Here is a 12,985-nt window from a genome sequence, read left to right as displayed (position 1 = left end):
GGAGCGTAGCTCTTCTCCCGGTAGTAGGCTTCGTCGGGAAGTCCCAACCCGGCCTGTTCCATATGAGCCACGTTGACGCCGGCGTTGCCCGGATCACCGTAGATGGCAATGCCGAACAGATCGGGACCGCCGGTGGGATTGAGTTGGCCCAGCAGGCTGGTCAGTGCCTTCTTGTCGGGCACGGCATCAATGGCCTGCAGGTCCGAGCGGATGGGTTCCATCCCTGCGGCTTCGATGGCATCGGTGTCCAGGAAACTGCGATAGAGCAGGGCTGACTTGACAGCTGGGGACTCCGGGTCCTCAAGGATTTCATGGATCTGTGCTTCGGCATCCTCGGCAAGCTTGTCGAAGGAGCCGAACCGGGAGCGGTCCTCGGGCAGACTGTAGGTGTCGATCCAGGGGCCGTTGACAAAGCGGAAGAGGTCGTCCTGCGGCCGAATGACCGAAGAGAAGGAGGCCGGATCAAGTCCGGAGGAGGTCTTGGATTCAGTTGATTGTGCCATGCCACAAGCCTAGCCATCTTTGGTGACATGCCATGCCCTGGGTCGCAGTGAATCAGTGGACCGGCGCACCGTCCGCCGAAGGGAAAAAGCCACGATTGCCCCCTTGGTGATTTAAACTTGGAAGACGGTAACAGGACGGCTGCTCGGCTGCCCTGAGCGAGCGAAAGAGGACGGTATGACGGATCCCATGCAGGGTGGTCAGACCAATCAGTACGGTGGTCGGGATTCTTCGCAGGATAACGGCCAATATCAGAATAATTATGGCCAGAATAATTATGGTCAGTATGGGCAATACCCCGGCTACCAAGGGCGCCCGCCACGGATGGATCCATTCTCCATGATCGCCGAGGATCTGGGATTCAGAACCCTGCGAGCCATCCGCATCATTATGGGCGTCATGGGCGTGATTGGAGTCATCCTGGGCCTGGCCCTTCTGCTCAGGCCAGACAAGACCCTGATCGCCGTGACCGTGGTGCTGGGTATCTACTTCATCATCTCCGGTGTGGTCCGTCTGGCCACTTCCATCGTCTCCAAGGGACTTCCCGGTGGATGGCGGGTGTTGGGTGTCCTCTTTGGCGCCCTGATCGCCGTCGGCGGCATTGTCATCGTCAGGAACACGGCCCTGTCCGCTTCTGCGCTGACCCTACTGGTCACCATCATTGTGGGCATCAGCTGGATCATGGAGGGCGTGATGAGTCTGGCAGCCTCCTGGGGGCTCCCGCATTCAGGCTGGGCCATCTTCTCGGGCATCGTATCCATCATCGCCGGAATCATCGTCATGATCTACCCGCTGAGCTCCGTCATCTTCCTGGTCATCTTCAGCGGGTGTGCACTTCTGGTGCTGGGAGTCGTCTCCATCATCAGGGCCTTCACCTTCGGCCGGAACTGAGAGCCGGACTCGTCCGACTGACCCGATAATACTGAGAGGTAGTACTTGGGCAGGATCCTGAGGGGCGGCACCCGCGGGCACCAATCATGAAAGGACGCAGAGGATGATCGAGCTCAAAACCAAGCAGGAGATCGAACAGATGAAGCCGGCGGGCAGGTTCGTCGGCAGCATCCTCAAGGAGCTCAAGGCCATGAGCAAACCCGGGGTCAACCTGCTGGAGCTGGATGACTATGTCAAGGACAGGATCAACTCCCGTAAGGGAGCCACCTCCTGCTACGTGGATTATGCGCCTGATTTTGGCACCGGCCCCTTCGCCCACTACATCTGCCTGTCCGTCAACGATGCCGTCCTGCACGGGGTGCCGTATGACTACAACCTCAAGGATGGCGACCTACTCTCCTTGGATTTAGCCATCAACGTGGACGGCTGGGTGGGTGACTCGGCTATCAGCTTCGTGGTGGGCGAGCATGCCGATCCAGAGGATCTGCGACTGATTCGAACCACTGAAGAGGCCTTGAAGGCGGGCATCGCTCAGGCTCAGCCTGGTAACCGTCTGGGTGACATCTCCGCCGCAGTCGGTGAGGTTGCCCATGAAAACGGATACAGTGTCAACCTGGAGTTCGGAGGCCACGGGGTAGGGCGGATCATGCATGGTGATCCCCATGTGCCCAACGACGGCACTCCTCATCACGGCTACAAGTTGCGCCCGGGGCTGGTCATCGCCATTGAGCCTTGGTTCCTGGCGACCACCGATCAGATTTACCAGGATCCCAAGGACGGTTGGACACTGCGGTCGGCGGACGGATCGCGCGGCGCCCACAGCGAGCACACCATCGCCATTACCGAGCAGGGGCCTATCATCCTGACGACCAGGGACTGAGTCGGAGGCTGTTCGCGGCCGAAATAGGACTATAAGAGACCCAGGAATGTCCACAATGTGGATGCTCCTGGGTCCCTGTTTGATGCTGGTCCCTCCTTCCTTGGCGTTGTTATCTGCAGGCTTGCGTAGGAAGGAAGACGGCCCTGCCTTGGGCCCGCAGGCCGTGGTCGCGGGCGACGGATTCCTGATGGCGGTTACAAGCTGGTAATCGAAGTCGTGGTTGTTTCTGCTAGCATGTCGGCAATTCCACGCCGGTACAGGTGCCGGTAGCCTGATCTGGCATGGCCATCGACTCTCACTGGCACCTCACTGGTTGATTAACAGGAGGTGCGTGGTGTCTACAGCACGGTTGTCCATCGATTCCGAACAGGTTGATCTTCCCCTGGTTCGCGCCACCGAAGGGCCCGATGGCATTCTGGTCTCCTCCCTGCGCAACGACGGGTGGGTCACACTGGATCCTGGCTTCCAGACCACAGCCCAGTGCGTCTCGGGAATCACTTTCATTGACGGCAAGCGATCCATACTTCGCTACAGGGGCTATGCCATAGAGGACCTGTGTGCCCAGTCCAATTTTCTTGAAGTGGCCTGGCTATTGTCCCACGGTGAGTTGCCTGATGCCGAGCAGTACAAGCGGTTCCGCAGCCATGTCCTGGGTTATACGGTCGTAGGGGAGGACTTCCGTCATCTGCTATCGTCGTTCCCCCGCCAGGCTCATCCCATGAGTGTGCTGGCTGCGGCGGTCAATGCTCTGGCTGGCTTCCACCCGGACACATGTGATGTTGACGATCCCGACCAGTTGGATGAGGCCAGCGCCATCATTATGGCCAAGGTGCGCACCATCGTTTCTCTGATCCACCGTCGTCGCCGCGACCAGCCCCTGCTCTACCCGGACAGGAACTGGGGCTATGTGGAGGACTTCCTGCGGATGAGCTTCGCCATGCCCTACCAGCCCTATCAGGTCGACCCTCTCAAGGTGCAGGCCCTGGATAAGCTCCTGATCATCCATGCCGACCATGAACAGAACTGCTCTACTTCAGTAGTGCGGATTGCCGGATCTGCCCGGGCCAACCTGTATTCGGCAGTGGCTGCCGGCATCAATACCCTGTCAGGTCCCCTGCACGGCGGCGCAAACGAGGCCGTGTTGCGTCAGTTGAAGAGCATACGTGATTCCGGTCTTGGTGTGCGGGGCTATGTGGACCAGGCCAAGAGCGAGGGGCGGAAAATAGCGGGTCTGGGCCACCGGGTCTATAAATCTTATGATCCGCGCGCGGCCATCGCCAAGCAGTGGCTCTACAAGCTCATGGACGAACCCGACCAGGACAAAAATGCCAAGGATGCGGAACTTTTCGACGTGGCTCTGGAGCTGGAGGAGCTGGCACTGCACGACGACTACTTCGTCGAACGCCACCTCTATCCCAATGTGGACTTCTACACCGGGCTCATCTACCGCGACATCGGCTTCGACCCGGAGATGTTCACCACGCTCTTCGCATTGGGTCGCATCCCCGGATGGATCGCCCAGTACAGGGAGATGCTGGACGATCCTGACACGAAAATCGGTCGTCCCAGGCAGGTCTATACCGGGCAGGGCCCGCGCGACTATCTGCCCATGGAGCAGCGCTGAGTCCGAAGATCGTCTGGGCTCAGTTGGCGTGCAGCCGCTCGTTCAGCTCGATGCCCTTCTTGCGGGGCAGGGCTCTGACCTGGCCAGTGCGGGAGTCGCGGATGAAGAGCAGATGATCCCGTCCGCTGAGCTCCGCCCCCTTGACCACCTGATCGCCCAGGCCGATCTTGGTGCCGGCGGTGACGTAAAGCCCGGCTTCGACCACGCAGTCGTCGCCTAGGGAGATGCCGATGCCGGCATTGGCTCCCAGCAACGAGTGTTGGCCGATGGAGACCCGATGGCGGCCGCCGCCGGACAAGGTGCCCATGATGGAGGCTCCGCCGCCGATGTCCGAACCGTCGCCGACCACAACCCCCTGGGAGATCCGGCCTTCGACCATGGAGTGGCCTAGGGTCCCGGCGTTGAAGTTGACGAAGCCCTCATGCATGACTGTCGTTCCCGGAGCAAGATGGGCGCCGAGCCGAATCCGGTCAGCGTTGCCGATGCGTACCCCCTCGGGAACCACGTAATCCACCATGCGGGGGAACTTGTCCACGCTCAGCACCGTTACCTGCGTAACAGGCATGCCCGGCATGGACCGGCTGGCTGCAGCCATAACATCTGACCTGCGCAGGGCGAAGTCTTCCACAGCAAAGGGTCCGTAGTTGGTCCAGACCACCGTGGTCAGCTGTTCGAAGATTCCATCAAGGTTCATGCTGTTGGGCGGGGTCAGACGCATGCTGAGCAGATGAAGCCGCAGATAGGCATCGGCGGCATCCGCTATCGTGTCATCCAGATCGGCAACGGTGAAGACTGGCACCCGGCGGATGCCGCGTGCGTCGGGCTGGTTGTGGACTTGGTCACCGAAGTCGTGGTTGGGACGGTTCGCCGGGGTTGGCGGCGTCGAGATCTCGGCCTTCGGGTACCAGACGTCCAAGGTCCGGCCCTGCTCGTCCTGGCTGGCCAGGCCCCAACCCCATGCGGTGCGTGATGTGCTCATCGTTCCTCCTTCAGACGGTGCAGTCGTATTGACATAAGTTGTCTTATAGGATAAACCGGTCGACGCTCAAACAGAGACTGTCCGTCCGACAGCCGGGTCTGGATCATTGCCAGCCAGGTCCCAGCCGATAGATAAAATTACCAACTATGAGTGCTTACAGTCATGAGCGGGAGCGTCGGGAGCATCGGCGCCGCAATACGGCCAGGGCGGTCTGCCTGGTCATCGCCGTGGCGTTGCTGGCTAGTCTTGTCATCCCTGCCATCTTCAGCGGCCTTTGACCCGGCCCGTCCGGTCGGGGGAATCCGGCCGTCACAGGCAAAGGCAAATAGGAATGAAGATGACGGCCGGATTGTGTGGAGCCGGTCTGGAAAGTGGTGAGACGGTATGGCAGAGATGGATTTTGCTCAAGCATTGGAGCAGGCAAGGGCCAAGTACGAGATGATTTCCAAGGCGCTGGATCCGGAGGGTTTGCGCTCGCGTATTGCTGATCTGGAGCGCCAGGCCAGTGCGCCAGGACTCTGGGACAATCAGGAGAACGCCCAGAAAGTGACCAGCAGGCTCTCGGCCTTGCAATCCCAGCTCAAGCATCTGGAGTCCGCATCCTCCCGGCTGGATGATGTGCAGGCACTGGAGGAGCTGGGCCAGGAGGAGCACGATCAGGATACTCTGGTGGAAGCCCGCAAGGAGATCGACTCTTTGAGGTCCGATCTGGCTGACATGGAGATTCAGACCCTGCTGGACGGCGAGTATGACGAGCGCGCCGCCGTGGTCACCATCCGCTCAGGCGCCGGCGGGGTGGACGCGGCCGATTGGGCCCAGATGCTCCTGCGTATGTACATGCGATGGGCTGAGAGGCACGGCTTCTCCACCAAGGTCATGGACACCTCCTACGCGGAGGAGGCCGGCATCAAGTCGGCCACCTTCCAGGTGGACGCTCCTTACGCCTACGGCCGTCTGTCGGTGGAGGGCGGCACCCATCGTCTGGTGCGGATCTCGCCTTTTGACAACCAGGGCAGGCGGCAGACTTCTTTCGCAGCCGTCGAGGTCATCCCTCTGGTAGAGCCCACCGACCACATCGACATTCCCGACTCGGACATCCGAGTGGACACCTACTGCTCCTCCGGCCCCGGCGGCCAGGGAGTCAACACCACCTATTCGGCCGTGCGCATCACTCACCTGCCGACCAACATCGTGGTCACTATGCAGGATGAGCGTAGCCAGATCCAGAACCGCGCGGCCGCCATGGCTGTTTTGCAGTCCCGGCTGCTGGTTCTGCGACACGAGGAGGAGGCCAAGAAGAAGAAGGAGCTGGCTGGCGACATCAAGGCAAGCTGGGGGGACCAGATGCGTTCCTACGTGCTGCATCCCTACCAGATGGTCAAGGATCTGCGCACCGGATACGAGACCTCCGACACCCAGGGGGTCTTCGACGGTGACATTGATGCCTTCATCGAGGCCGGTATCCGTTGGCGGCACCAGCAGCGGGTCCAGGCTCGCGAGGAGGAAGCCAGCAAGTAGAGCTTCATCCGGCCGCTGCTTGGTCGGTGTTTCATGAGTGAGTAGTGTCAGTCTTCTTGATAGCCTCTGTAGGTGAATACCGAGGAACGGAGTGTCAATGGCGTTGATTTCGCTCAAGGACGTGACCAAGATTTACCCCAAGGGGTCCCGTCCAGCCTTGGATGACATCAGTCTGGATGTTAATCGTGGGGATTTCGTCTTTCTGGTGGGCGCCAGCGGATCGGGCAAGACCACACTGCTGCGTCTGCTCCTGCGCGAGGAGGAGGCCACCGAGGGGGAGATCCGTGTGGCTGGCAACGACCTAAGACGTCTGCGTAATCGCGAGATCCCAGGGTATCGGCGTTCCATCGGTTTCGTTTTTCAGGATTACAAACTGCTCAATAACAAGACCGTATGGCAGAACGTAGCCTTCACACTGGAGGTTATCGGCGCCCGTCGCTCCACTATCAAGACTCTGGTGCCTCAGGTGCTCAAGACTGTGGGTTTGACTGGCAAGGAGCACAACTACCCCCATGAGCTTTCCGGCGGCGAGGCCCAGCGAGTGGCTCTGGCCCGGGCTTACGTAAACAACCCGGAAATTCTGCTGGCGGATGAGCCTACCGGCAATCTTGATCCCACCACCTCCCTGGGCATCATGGAGGTCTTGGACGCCATCAACAGGACCGGCACTACCGTGGTCATGGCCACCCACAACGAGGAAATCGTCAATTCTATGCGTAAGAGGGTGGTGGAGTTGCATACGGGTCGGATTGTGCGCGACGAAGCCCATGGCTCCTACGATTCTTCGCGATTCTTCCCAGATGCTGAGGTTGCGGCGCGTTCTCATCACGCCATCGGGGATCCCAACGACGGCGATGCCCTGGACCGTGCACGCGAGGCTGGAGTTGCAGGGCGCCGTCCGGTGCAGATCGTCGGGCAGGATGGGATCAGCTCGGCTACCGGGCCCATCGGGGATGGAACCAAGGGGGCCAAGCAGGTGGTCCAAGCGGTGGCACAGGCCGTCAACCAGGGTCAGTACGGCGATGAGGGAATCGCGCGTCTAGCCAAGTCCATGCATTCGGGGAGAACCGGACGCTATGGAAAGGTCTTCACCTCGGTGGAGGACACCCTGACCTGGGGCAAGGGTCTGGGCAGTCTTGAGTCCACGCAGGAAGATTCCAATCAGCATGAAGATGCGGCTGCAGGACAGTACGATCGAGGGAAAAACTCTGAGTCGGATGAGCGATTCCGCAGGCCTATGGCTCAAGGCAGCCAGAATCGATCAGATCAATCGAGCGACGGTTCCAGTGGCAGAGGTCACGACAAGGCAGGAACTGATCGTTATCAGTCTGACAATCACTCCCGGACAGAGCATACAGCTTCTCGCAAACCCTGGAAGCCAGCCCCGGGTTCGGAGGATGCCGAGCCTAAGTCGACCGCTGAAAGCAGACCCCAGGATCGGCAGGCCGAGGATTCGGATCGTCGGAGGCATGACAGGAAACGAGGCAGTGATCGCAATCGGAACCGTGGACAGGAGGATAAACGAGACGGTCATGGTCAGCCTAAGAAGGATGATACGGCCAAGGACCGCCAGTCGATAAAGAACTCCTCCGCCAAGACTTCTGATCCTGAACAACGGCTCAAGAGGTCCGATCAGCCTTCGAAGTCTTATCGTTCCAGTCCAGCCGAGCCGACCGGCAAATCCAATCAGGATAGAGGTCAGATAAAGCAGGACGGAACGAAATCCTCAAAACGAGCATCCAACAAGCGCGGGACCAATAAAAAGGTCTCGACGGGCGAAAACCGTCATGGCGTCGAGTCCATGGAGGCTCCGCCGGCCCCTCCTGCTCCGCCTGAAGCTTCCAAGGATGCTAGGAAGTCCCAAGCAAAGAATGACGCACAGGCTCGGGATGAGCATGATGACGAGAAGAAGGCGGCACGATGAGACTGCGGTTCATCCTTTCCAGCACCTGGGACAACCTGCGCCGCAACGGGTCCATGATCCTCTCGGTCATGCTGGTCACCTTCATCTCCTTCCTGTTCATAGGTGCCTCGGGCCTCATGCAGGCTCAGATCAGCAAGGCCAAGGGAGACTGGTACGACCAGGTGGAGGTGGTGGTCTGGCTCTGCCCGGACGGCACCAGCCAGGCGGCCTCATGCGCGACCGGCAAGGCGCCCACCAATGACGAAATCGTCAAGCTGGAGAACACAATCAATACCGAGCTGAGCGACTCCGTGGCCAAGATCACCTATCAGAGCCGTGAGGACTTCTTCAAGAACACCTTCCTCAAGCAGTACCCTGACGGCACCTACGAGGGAAGGACCATGACCGCGGCAGACATGCAGGCCTCCCTGCGGCTCAAGCTCAAGGATCCGACTAAGTACCAGGTGGTCTCCGAGGTGTTGTCCGGACGCGATGGGGTCGAAGAGGTCTCCGACCAGCGTCAGATATTCGACCCGGTCTTCAAAATTCTCAACAGAGCTACAGCGGTTACCTTGGTTCTGGCCGTGGTCATGGTGATTGTGGCCATTCTGCTAACCGGCACCACCATCAGAATGAGCGCCGCCTCCCGTCGAAACGAGACGGAGATCATGAGACTGGTGGGAGCCTCCAACTGGACCATCCGGCTGCCCTTCATTTTGGAGGGCGTGGTGGCCTCCCTGCTGGGTTCGCTTCTGGCTGTCGGAGCACTGAGCGCCATCGTCAAGCTCTTCATTACCGACTGGCTGGCTCGCACGGTTCAATGGATGCCCTACGTGGATCAGTCCACGGTCTTGTTCATAGCCCCTATGTTGATCCTGGGGGCCATGCTCTTGTCCGCGCTGGCCTCTTCCATCTCCTTGCGACGGTATTTGCGTACATGATCCGCGGCGACTGGCCAATCAATCGGGGGTGCAATCTCTGTCATAATGATGACTAGCATGGAATTGATAGTGAGGAACTTGACCATGAATCGTACCAAACGGTGGGAGGCTATCTGCGGCCTCGTGGGGTCATTGGCCATGATGCTAGGTGGCGGGATCCTCGGGCTGACCGTAGCGCCCGAACCGGCGCGGGCCGACTGGAGCAGCTACCAGCAGAAAGTCCAGAACCACGCGGCCCTGAAGAGCAAGCTGGCTGGTGTCAGCGCCCAACTCGCCAACCAGATACTGAGTCTTGATGACCTGACTTCTAATCAGATTCCGGCTGCACAGCAGAGTGCCATCGATGCTCAGCAAAAGGCCGAGCAGGCGGACAGCCTGGTCCAGGCCACCAATGACCGCCTGGATGCTGCCCGCAAGGATCGTGCCGACCTGGAAGCCAAAATACGCCAGACAGGCCTTGATTATGACGATGCCAAGGCTGGCGTGGCTCAGATGGCAAGAAAGAGCTTTCATGGGTCCGAGACTTCTCAGATCATGGATGTGGTGACCAAGTCTTCAAGCGCCCAGGACTTCGTAGACAAGATGCAGTCCGATGCGGCTGTAACCAGGTCCGAAGCCAATACGGCCAACGATGCAGCCAATACCCTCAACTCCTCCATGAATCGTAAGCAGCGTCTGCAGGCCATCGAGGAGCAGATCAGCACGCTGAAGGCCAAGGCTGATCAGCAGCAGGCGATAGCCCAGCAGGCTGTAGCGGCGGCGCAGGCCAAGCAGGATCACCTGCAGGCCTTGCGTGACCAGGGGACCGCAGCACGCAAGCAGTTGGAAAGTCAAAAGGCTGCCCTGACCACACAGTCGGCCCGCGAGGCTGCAGATATCGTGGCCACCGAATCCATGATCGACTCTTTGAACACCGGCAATCCAGGCGGCAGCGCCGACCCTCACGCCGGCGGAGCCCAGCAGATAAGCAGTGGTGGTGGCTCCCGTCCATCACCTGCTCCACGGCCTACCCCGCCTAGCAACAATGGTGGCGGTGGCAATAGCGGTAAAGGCAACGGTGGTGGTGGCGCCTCCGGCATGAATTATGCAGTGCCTGGCAGCTGCCCTTCAGGTTCCGGATTTTGCTATGGCCATAACACTGGCAACTCAGTGGGCGGTAGCGCCTATCCTGCTCGGCAGTGCACACTTTGGGCTTATATACGCCGTTCGCAGCTGGCTCTGCCTGTGGGTTCCTATATGGGCAACGGTGCGGAGTGGGCCGGTACAGCTCGCGGCCTGGGCTATCTGGTCAATAACACCCCCCACGTTGGTGCTGTCATGGTCTTCGCCCGAGGCCAGCGGGTCACTAATTGGAACGCCGACTGGTCCTATGGTCACGTGGCTGTGGTCGAGCGGGTCAATGCGGATGGATCGGTGCTCATCTCCGAAGGGGGTACTGGCTTCGCCTCCTTCCCTACCTATGAGACGGTCTATGGGGCGGGCAACTACCAATACATTCACTACTGATGCCGATGCGGGCCAAGTCCGCCGCTTGGAACGGTGTTATCGCTGTCTGGAGTGCCAAGTAGCCTCCTTGGCGCGATCGAGAGGAGGATATTATGGCTAAGGAAACCGGCACGTCGATGATCGCCCAGAATCGCAGGGCCCGTCATGACTACCAGATTGAGGATCGGTATGAGGCCGGCATCGCGCTGACGGGGACTGAGGTAAAGTCTCTGCGCGAGGGGCGTGCTTCTCTGGCCGAGTCGTTCGTCAGCATTGACCGGCGGCACGAGGTCTGGTTGGAGAACGCCAATATTCCTGAATACCTCAATGGCACCTGGAACAACCACGCTCCCAAGCGCAAGCGTAAGCTGCTCCTCCACGCCAAGCAGATCGTTCGCTTGGAGCGGCAGATTCAGGCGAAAGGTTATACCATCGTCCCCTTGAGCCTGTACTTCAAGGACGGCAGGGTCAAGGTAGAGATCGCTGTGGCCCGAGGCAAGCGCGAGTACGACAAGCGCCAGTCTCTGCGGGAGGAGCAGGATCGCCGCGAGGCCCAAAGGGCCATGCGTTACCGCAACCGGCGCGGCTGAGCTCTCAGATAAACATCCCAAAACTCCTAAAGACTAAGAGTCGCCCGCTGATCGCTCTCTGCTCTATGCAGATTCGACACGCCCGGGGCGGGTGGCACCAGACAATCCCCGATAGCGCCTTTGGCTTGCTATAGAGCCAAAAACACTAGAGTATGCAGTTCGCAATATAGAGTTAACCTAATTCTGTGTGCATAAAAATACAAATATGTGCATAATAGTGCATGTCAACCAAGAGAAAATCAAGAGCAATGAGGGGTCGCTTCTGGGCGGTCCAGAAGAGGAGAAGACATGGGCAAGATCAAGGCGGTGTTGGCGACGGCTCTGAGTATCACCCTGCTGGCCTCCATCGGAGCCTGCGGAACCACAGACGAGGCGGACACCAGCAGTGCATCGGGCAAGGCCACCACAAGCTCCCACCCAGCGGCTTTTGACGTCAGTGGCATCAAGAAGGATCCGGCCATCGCGGCCAAGGTGCCCGAGTCGGTTTCCAAGGACGGGAAGCTGACCGTGGGCATGGAGACCTCATATGCGCCTGGCGAGTTTATGAATGAGGATGGAAAGACACCCATTGGCTATGACGTGGACCTGTCGAACGCCATTGCCAAGGTCATGGGACTCAAGGGGGAGATGGTCAGCGCCTCCTTCGATACCATCATCCCAGCCATCGGCAGCAAGTATGATGCTGGCATCTCCAGCTTCACCATCACTAAGGAGCGGATGCAGTCGGTCGACTTCGTCACCACTTTCAAGGCGGGTACGGCCTTTGCCGTCAAGAAGGGCAACCCCTCAAAGATCAATCCTGACGACATCTGCGGCGTCAAGGTCGGCGTACAGACCGGGACCATCGAAGAGCAGCAGGCTGCCGACAAGATCTCGGCCGAGTGCAAGGCCAAGGGCAAGAAGCCGGTGGATGTCCAGTCTTACAAGCAGCAGACTGATGCCGCCACGGCAGTGGTCAACGGCAAGATCGACGTTTTCTACGCCGACTCCCAGGTGACCGGTTATGCCATTAAGCAGACCGATGGACAGCTGGAGAAGCTGGGCAAGGATACCGACATTGTTCTTCAAGGTGCCGCCCTAAAGAAGGACAGCGGCATGGCAGAGGCCACTCAGGCGGCTCTTCAGAAGCTGATCGACGACGGCGTCTACGCCAAGATCCTCAAAAACTGGGGCGTTCAGAGCGGTGCGGTCGAAAAGGCTGAAATCAACCCTGCGGTCTCTGATTGAGGCAAGGCCAGGCGCGGGTCGTCACATCGGGCGACCCGCGCCTAAGCAGGTGGTTGAGCTAATAGGTCGGGCCTGAATAAGTACAGCGGTGCGGAAGGAAGCAGGAGATGCATACCAAAAAGGGGACGGACCAGATTCAGATCCCCGGCAGAATACATGCCAGGCCGGTGCGTAAGCCGGGGCCGATCGTCGCTGCCGTCATCGTGGCCATCTTCGTGGCCATGCTGATCCACGGCATGGTGACCAATCCTAACTTTGATTGGCCTACGGTCTGGAAGTATCTCTTCAATGAGCACGTCTTGGACGGCATCAAGTGGACCCTTCTGCTGACCGTCTATGCCATGGTCCTGGCTACAATCTTGGCCATCGTCCTGGCGGTCATGCGCAAGTCCTCCAATCCGGTGCTGCGCTGGGTCAGCTGGTTCTTCATCTGGTTCTTCCGTGGC

General features: G+C 59.4%; 10 protein-coding genes and 3 pseudogenes. 11 read left to right on the top strand and 2 right to left on the bottom strand.

From position 1 onward, the window contains the following. Positions 1-503, bottom strand: a pseudogene (locus tag AC0AP0_RS04120) (peptidase M13); the annotation flags it as partial. Between the two features lie 175 nt (positions 504-678). On the opposite strand from AC0AP0_RS04120, the gene AC0AP0_RS04115 reads away from it, so the two are divergent. The 3 genes from AC0AP0_RS04115 (at position 679) to AC0AP0_RS04105 (ending at position 3,896) form a co-directional block, all read left to right on the top strand. Beyond that, entirely contained in the window at positions 679-1,392 is a 714-nt protein-coding gene (locus AC0AP0_RS04115; protein ID WP_490429464.1) for a DUF308 domain-containing protein, read from the top strand. A 103-nt stretch (positions 1,393-1,495) separates the two neighbouring features. Next, positions 1,496-2,272: a type I methionyl aminopeptidase gene (gene map / locus AC0AP0_RS04110; RefSeq protein WP_254477202.1), complete on the top strand. Its 777-nt coding sequence runs from the start codon at positions 1,496-1,498 to the stop codon at positions 2,270-2,272. A gap of 334 nt (positions 2,273-2,606) precedes the next feature. Further along, entirely contained in the window at positions 2,607-3,896 is a 1,290-nt protein-coding gene (locus tag AC0AP0_RS04105) for a citrate synthase (RefSeq protein ID WP_110413243.1), read from the top strand. Positions 3,897-3,915: 19 nt separating this feature from the next. On the opposite strand, the gene dapD is transcribed toward AC0AP0_RS04105, so the two are convergent. Continuing rightward, entirely contained in the window at positions 3,916-4,875 is a 960-nt protein-coding gene (dapD, locus tag AC0AP0_RS04100) for a 2,3,4,5-tetrahydropyridine-2,6-dicarboxylate N-succinyltransferase (protein WP_110413242.1), read from the bottom strand. 146 nt (positions 4,876-5,021) lie between these two features. Here dapD and AC0AP0_RS04095 point away from each other — a divergent pair, with 146 nt between their 5' ends. From AC0AP0_RS04095 to AC0AP0_RS04060, 8 genes and pseudogenes are all read left to right on the top strand, one after another. After that, positions 5,022-5,153 carry a hypothetical protein gene (locus tag AC0AP0_RS04095; protein ID WP_258334471.1) on the top strand — a complete coding sequence of 44 codons (132 nt, stop codon included), beginning with the start codon at positions 5,022-5,024 and terminating at the stop codon, positions 5,151-5,153. Between the two features lie 106 nt (positions 5,154-5,259). Further along, on the top strand, positions 5,260-6,393 hold the full coding sequence (gene prfB / locus AC0AP0_RS04090) for a peptide chain release factor 2 (RefSeq protein ID WP_110413241.1): 1,134 nt from the start codon (positions 5,260-5,262) through the stop codon (positions 6,391-6,393). Between the two features lie 97 nt (positions 6,394-6,490). Next, positions 6,491-7,522 (top strand): annotated as a pseudogene (ftsE, locus tag AC0AP0_RS04085) (cell division ATP-binding protein FtsE); the annotation flags it as partial. 791 nt (positions 7,523-8,313) lie between these two features. Then, positions 8,314-9,237, top strand: a complete 924-nt coding sequence (gene ftsX / locus AC0AP0_RS04080; protein WP_110413240.1) for a permease-like cell division protein FtsX — start codon at positions 8,314-8,316, stop codon at positions 9,235-9,237. A gap of 84 nt (positions 9,238-9,321) precedes the next feature. Beyond that, the gene (locus tag AC0AP0_RS04075; RefSeq protein WP_110413239.1) at positions 9,322-10,743 is read left to right on the top strand and encodes a CHAP domain-containing protein; all 1,422 of its coding nucleotides are present in this window, start codon (positions 9,322-9,324) and stop codon (positions 10,741-10,743) included. A 92-nt stretch (positions 10,744-10,835) separates the two neighbouring features. After that, on the top strand, positions 10,836-11,312 hold the full coding sequence (smpB, locus tag AC0AP0_RS04070; RefSeq protein ID WP_110413238.1) for an SsrA-binding protein SmpB: 477 nt from the start codon (positions 10,836-10,838) through the stop codon (positions 11,310-11,312). Positions 11,313-11,600: 288 nt separating this feature from the next. Further along, positions 11,601-12,539 carry an ABC transporter substrate-binding protein gene (locus tag AC0AP0_RS04065; protein WP_490429463.1) on the top strand — a complete coding sequence of 313 codons (939 nt, stop codon included), beginning with the start codon at positions 11,601-11,603 and terminating at the stop codon, positions 12,537-12,539. Between the two features lie 107 nt (positions 12,540-12,646). Further along, positions 12,647-12,985 (top strand): annotated as a pseudogene (locus AC0AP0_RS04060) (amino acid ABC transporter permease); the annotation flags it as partial.

This window comes from Bifidobacterium sp. POST2/T3 (B1) (assembly GCF_058197115.1).
The sequence above is the reverse complement of the archived record's forward strand: the minus strand, read 5'-3'. Positions and strand labels throughout refer to the sequence as shown.

What these genes read in the sequence shown, in the direction of transcription:
- AC0AP0_RS04115 (WP_490429464.1), top strand. Translation starts at nt 679, where the DNA reads ATGACGGATCCCATGCAGGGTGGTCAGACCAATCAGTACGGTGGTCGG.
- map (WP_254477202.1), top strand. Translation starts at nt 1,496, where the DNA reads ATGATCGAGCTCAAAACCAAGCAGGAGATCGAACAGATGAAGCCGGCG.
- dapD (WP_110413242.1), bottom strand. Translation starts at nt 4,875, where the DNA reads ATGAGCACATCACGCACCGCATGGGGTTGGGGCCTGGCCAGCCAGGAC.
- AC0AP0_RS04095 (WP_258334471.1), top strand. Translation starts at nt 5,022, where the DNA reads ATGAGTGCTTACAGTCATGAGCGGGAGCGTCGGGAGCATCGGCGCCGC.
- prfB (WP_110413241.1), top strand. Translation starts at nt 5,260, where the DNA reads ATGGCAGAGATGGATTTTGCTCAAGCATTGGAGCAGGCAAGGGCCAAG.
- ftsX (WP_110413240.1), top strand. Translation starts at nt 8,314, where the DNA reads ATGAGACTGCGGTTCATCCTTTCCAGCACCTGGGACAACCTGCGCCGC.
- AC0AP0_RS04075 (WP_110413239.1), top strand. Translation starts at nt 9,322, where the DNA reads ATGAATCGTACCAAACGGTGGGAGGCTATCTGCGGCCTCGTGGGGTCA.
- smpB (WP_110413238.1), top strand. Translation starts at nt 10,836, where the DNA reads ATGGCTAAGGAAACCGGCACGTCGATGATCGCCCAGAATCGCAGGGCC.
- AC0AP0_RS04065 (WP_490429463.1), top strand. Translation starts at nt 11,601, where the DNA reads ATGGGCAAGATCAAGGCGGTGTTGGCGACGGCTCTGAGTATCACCCTG.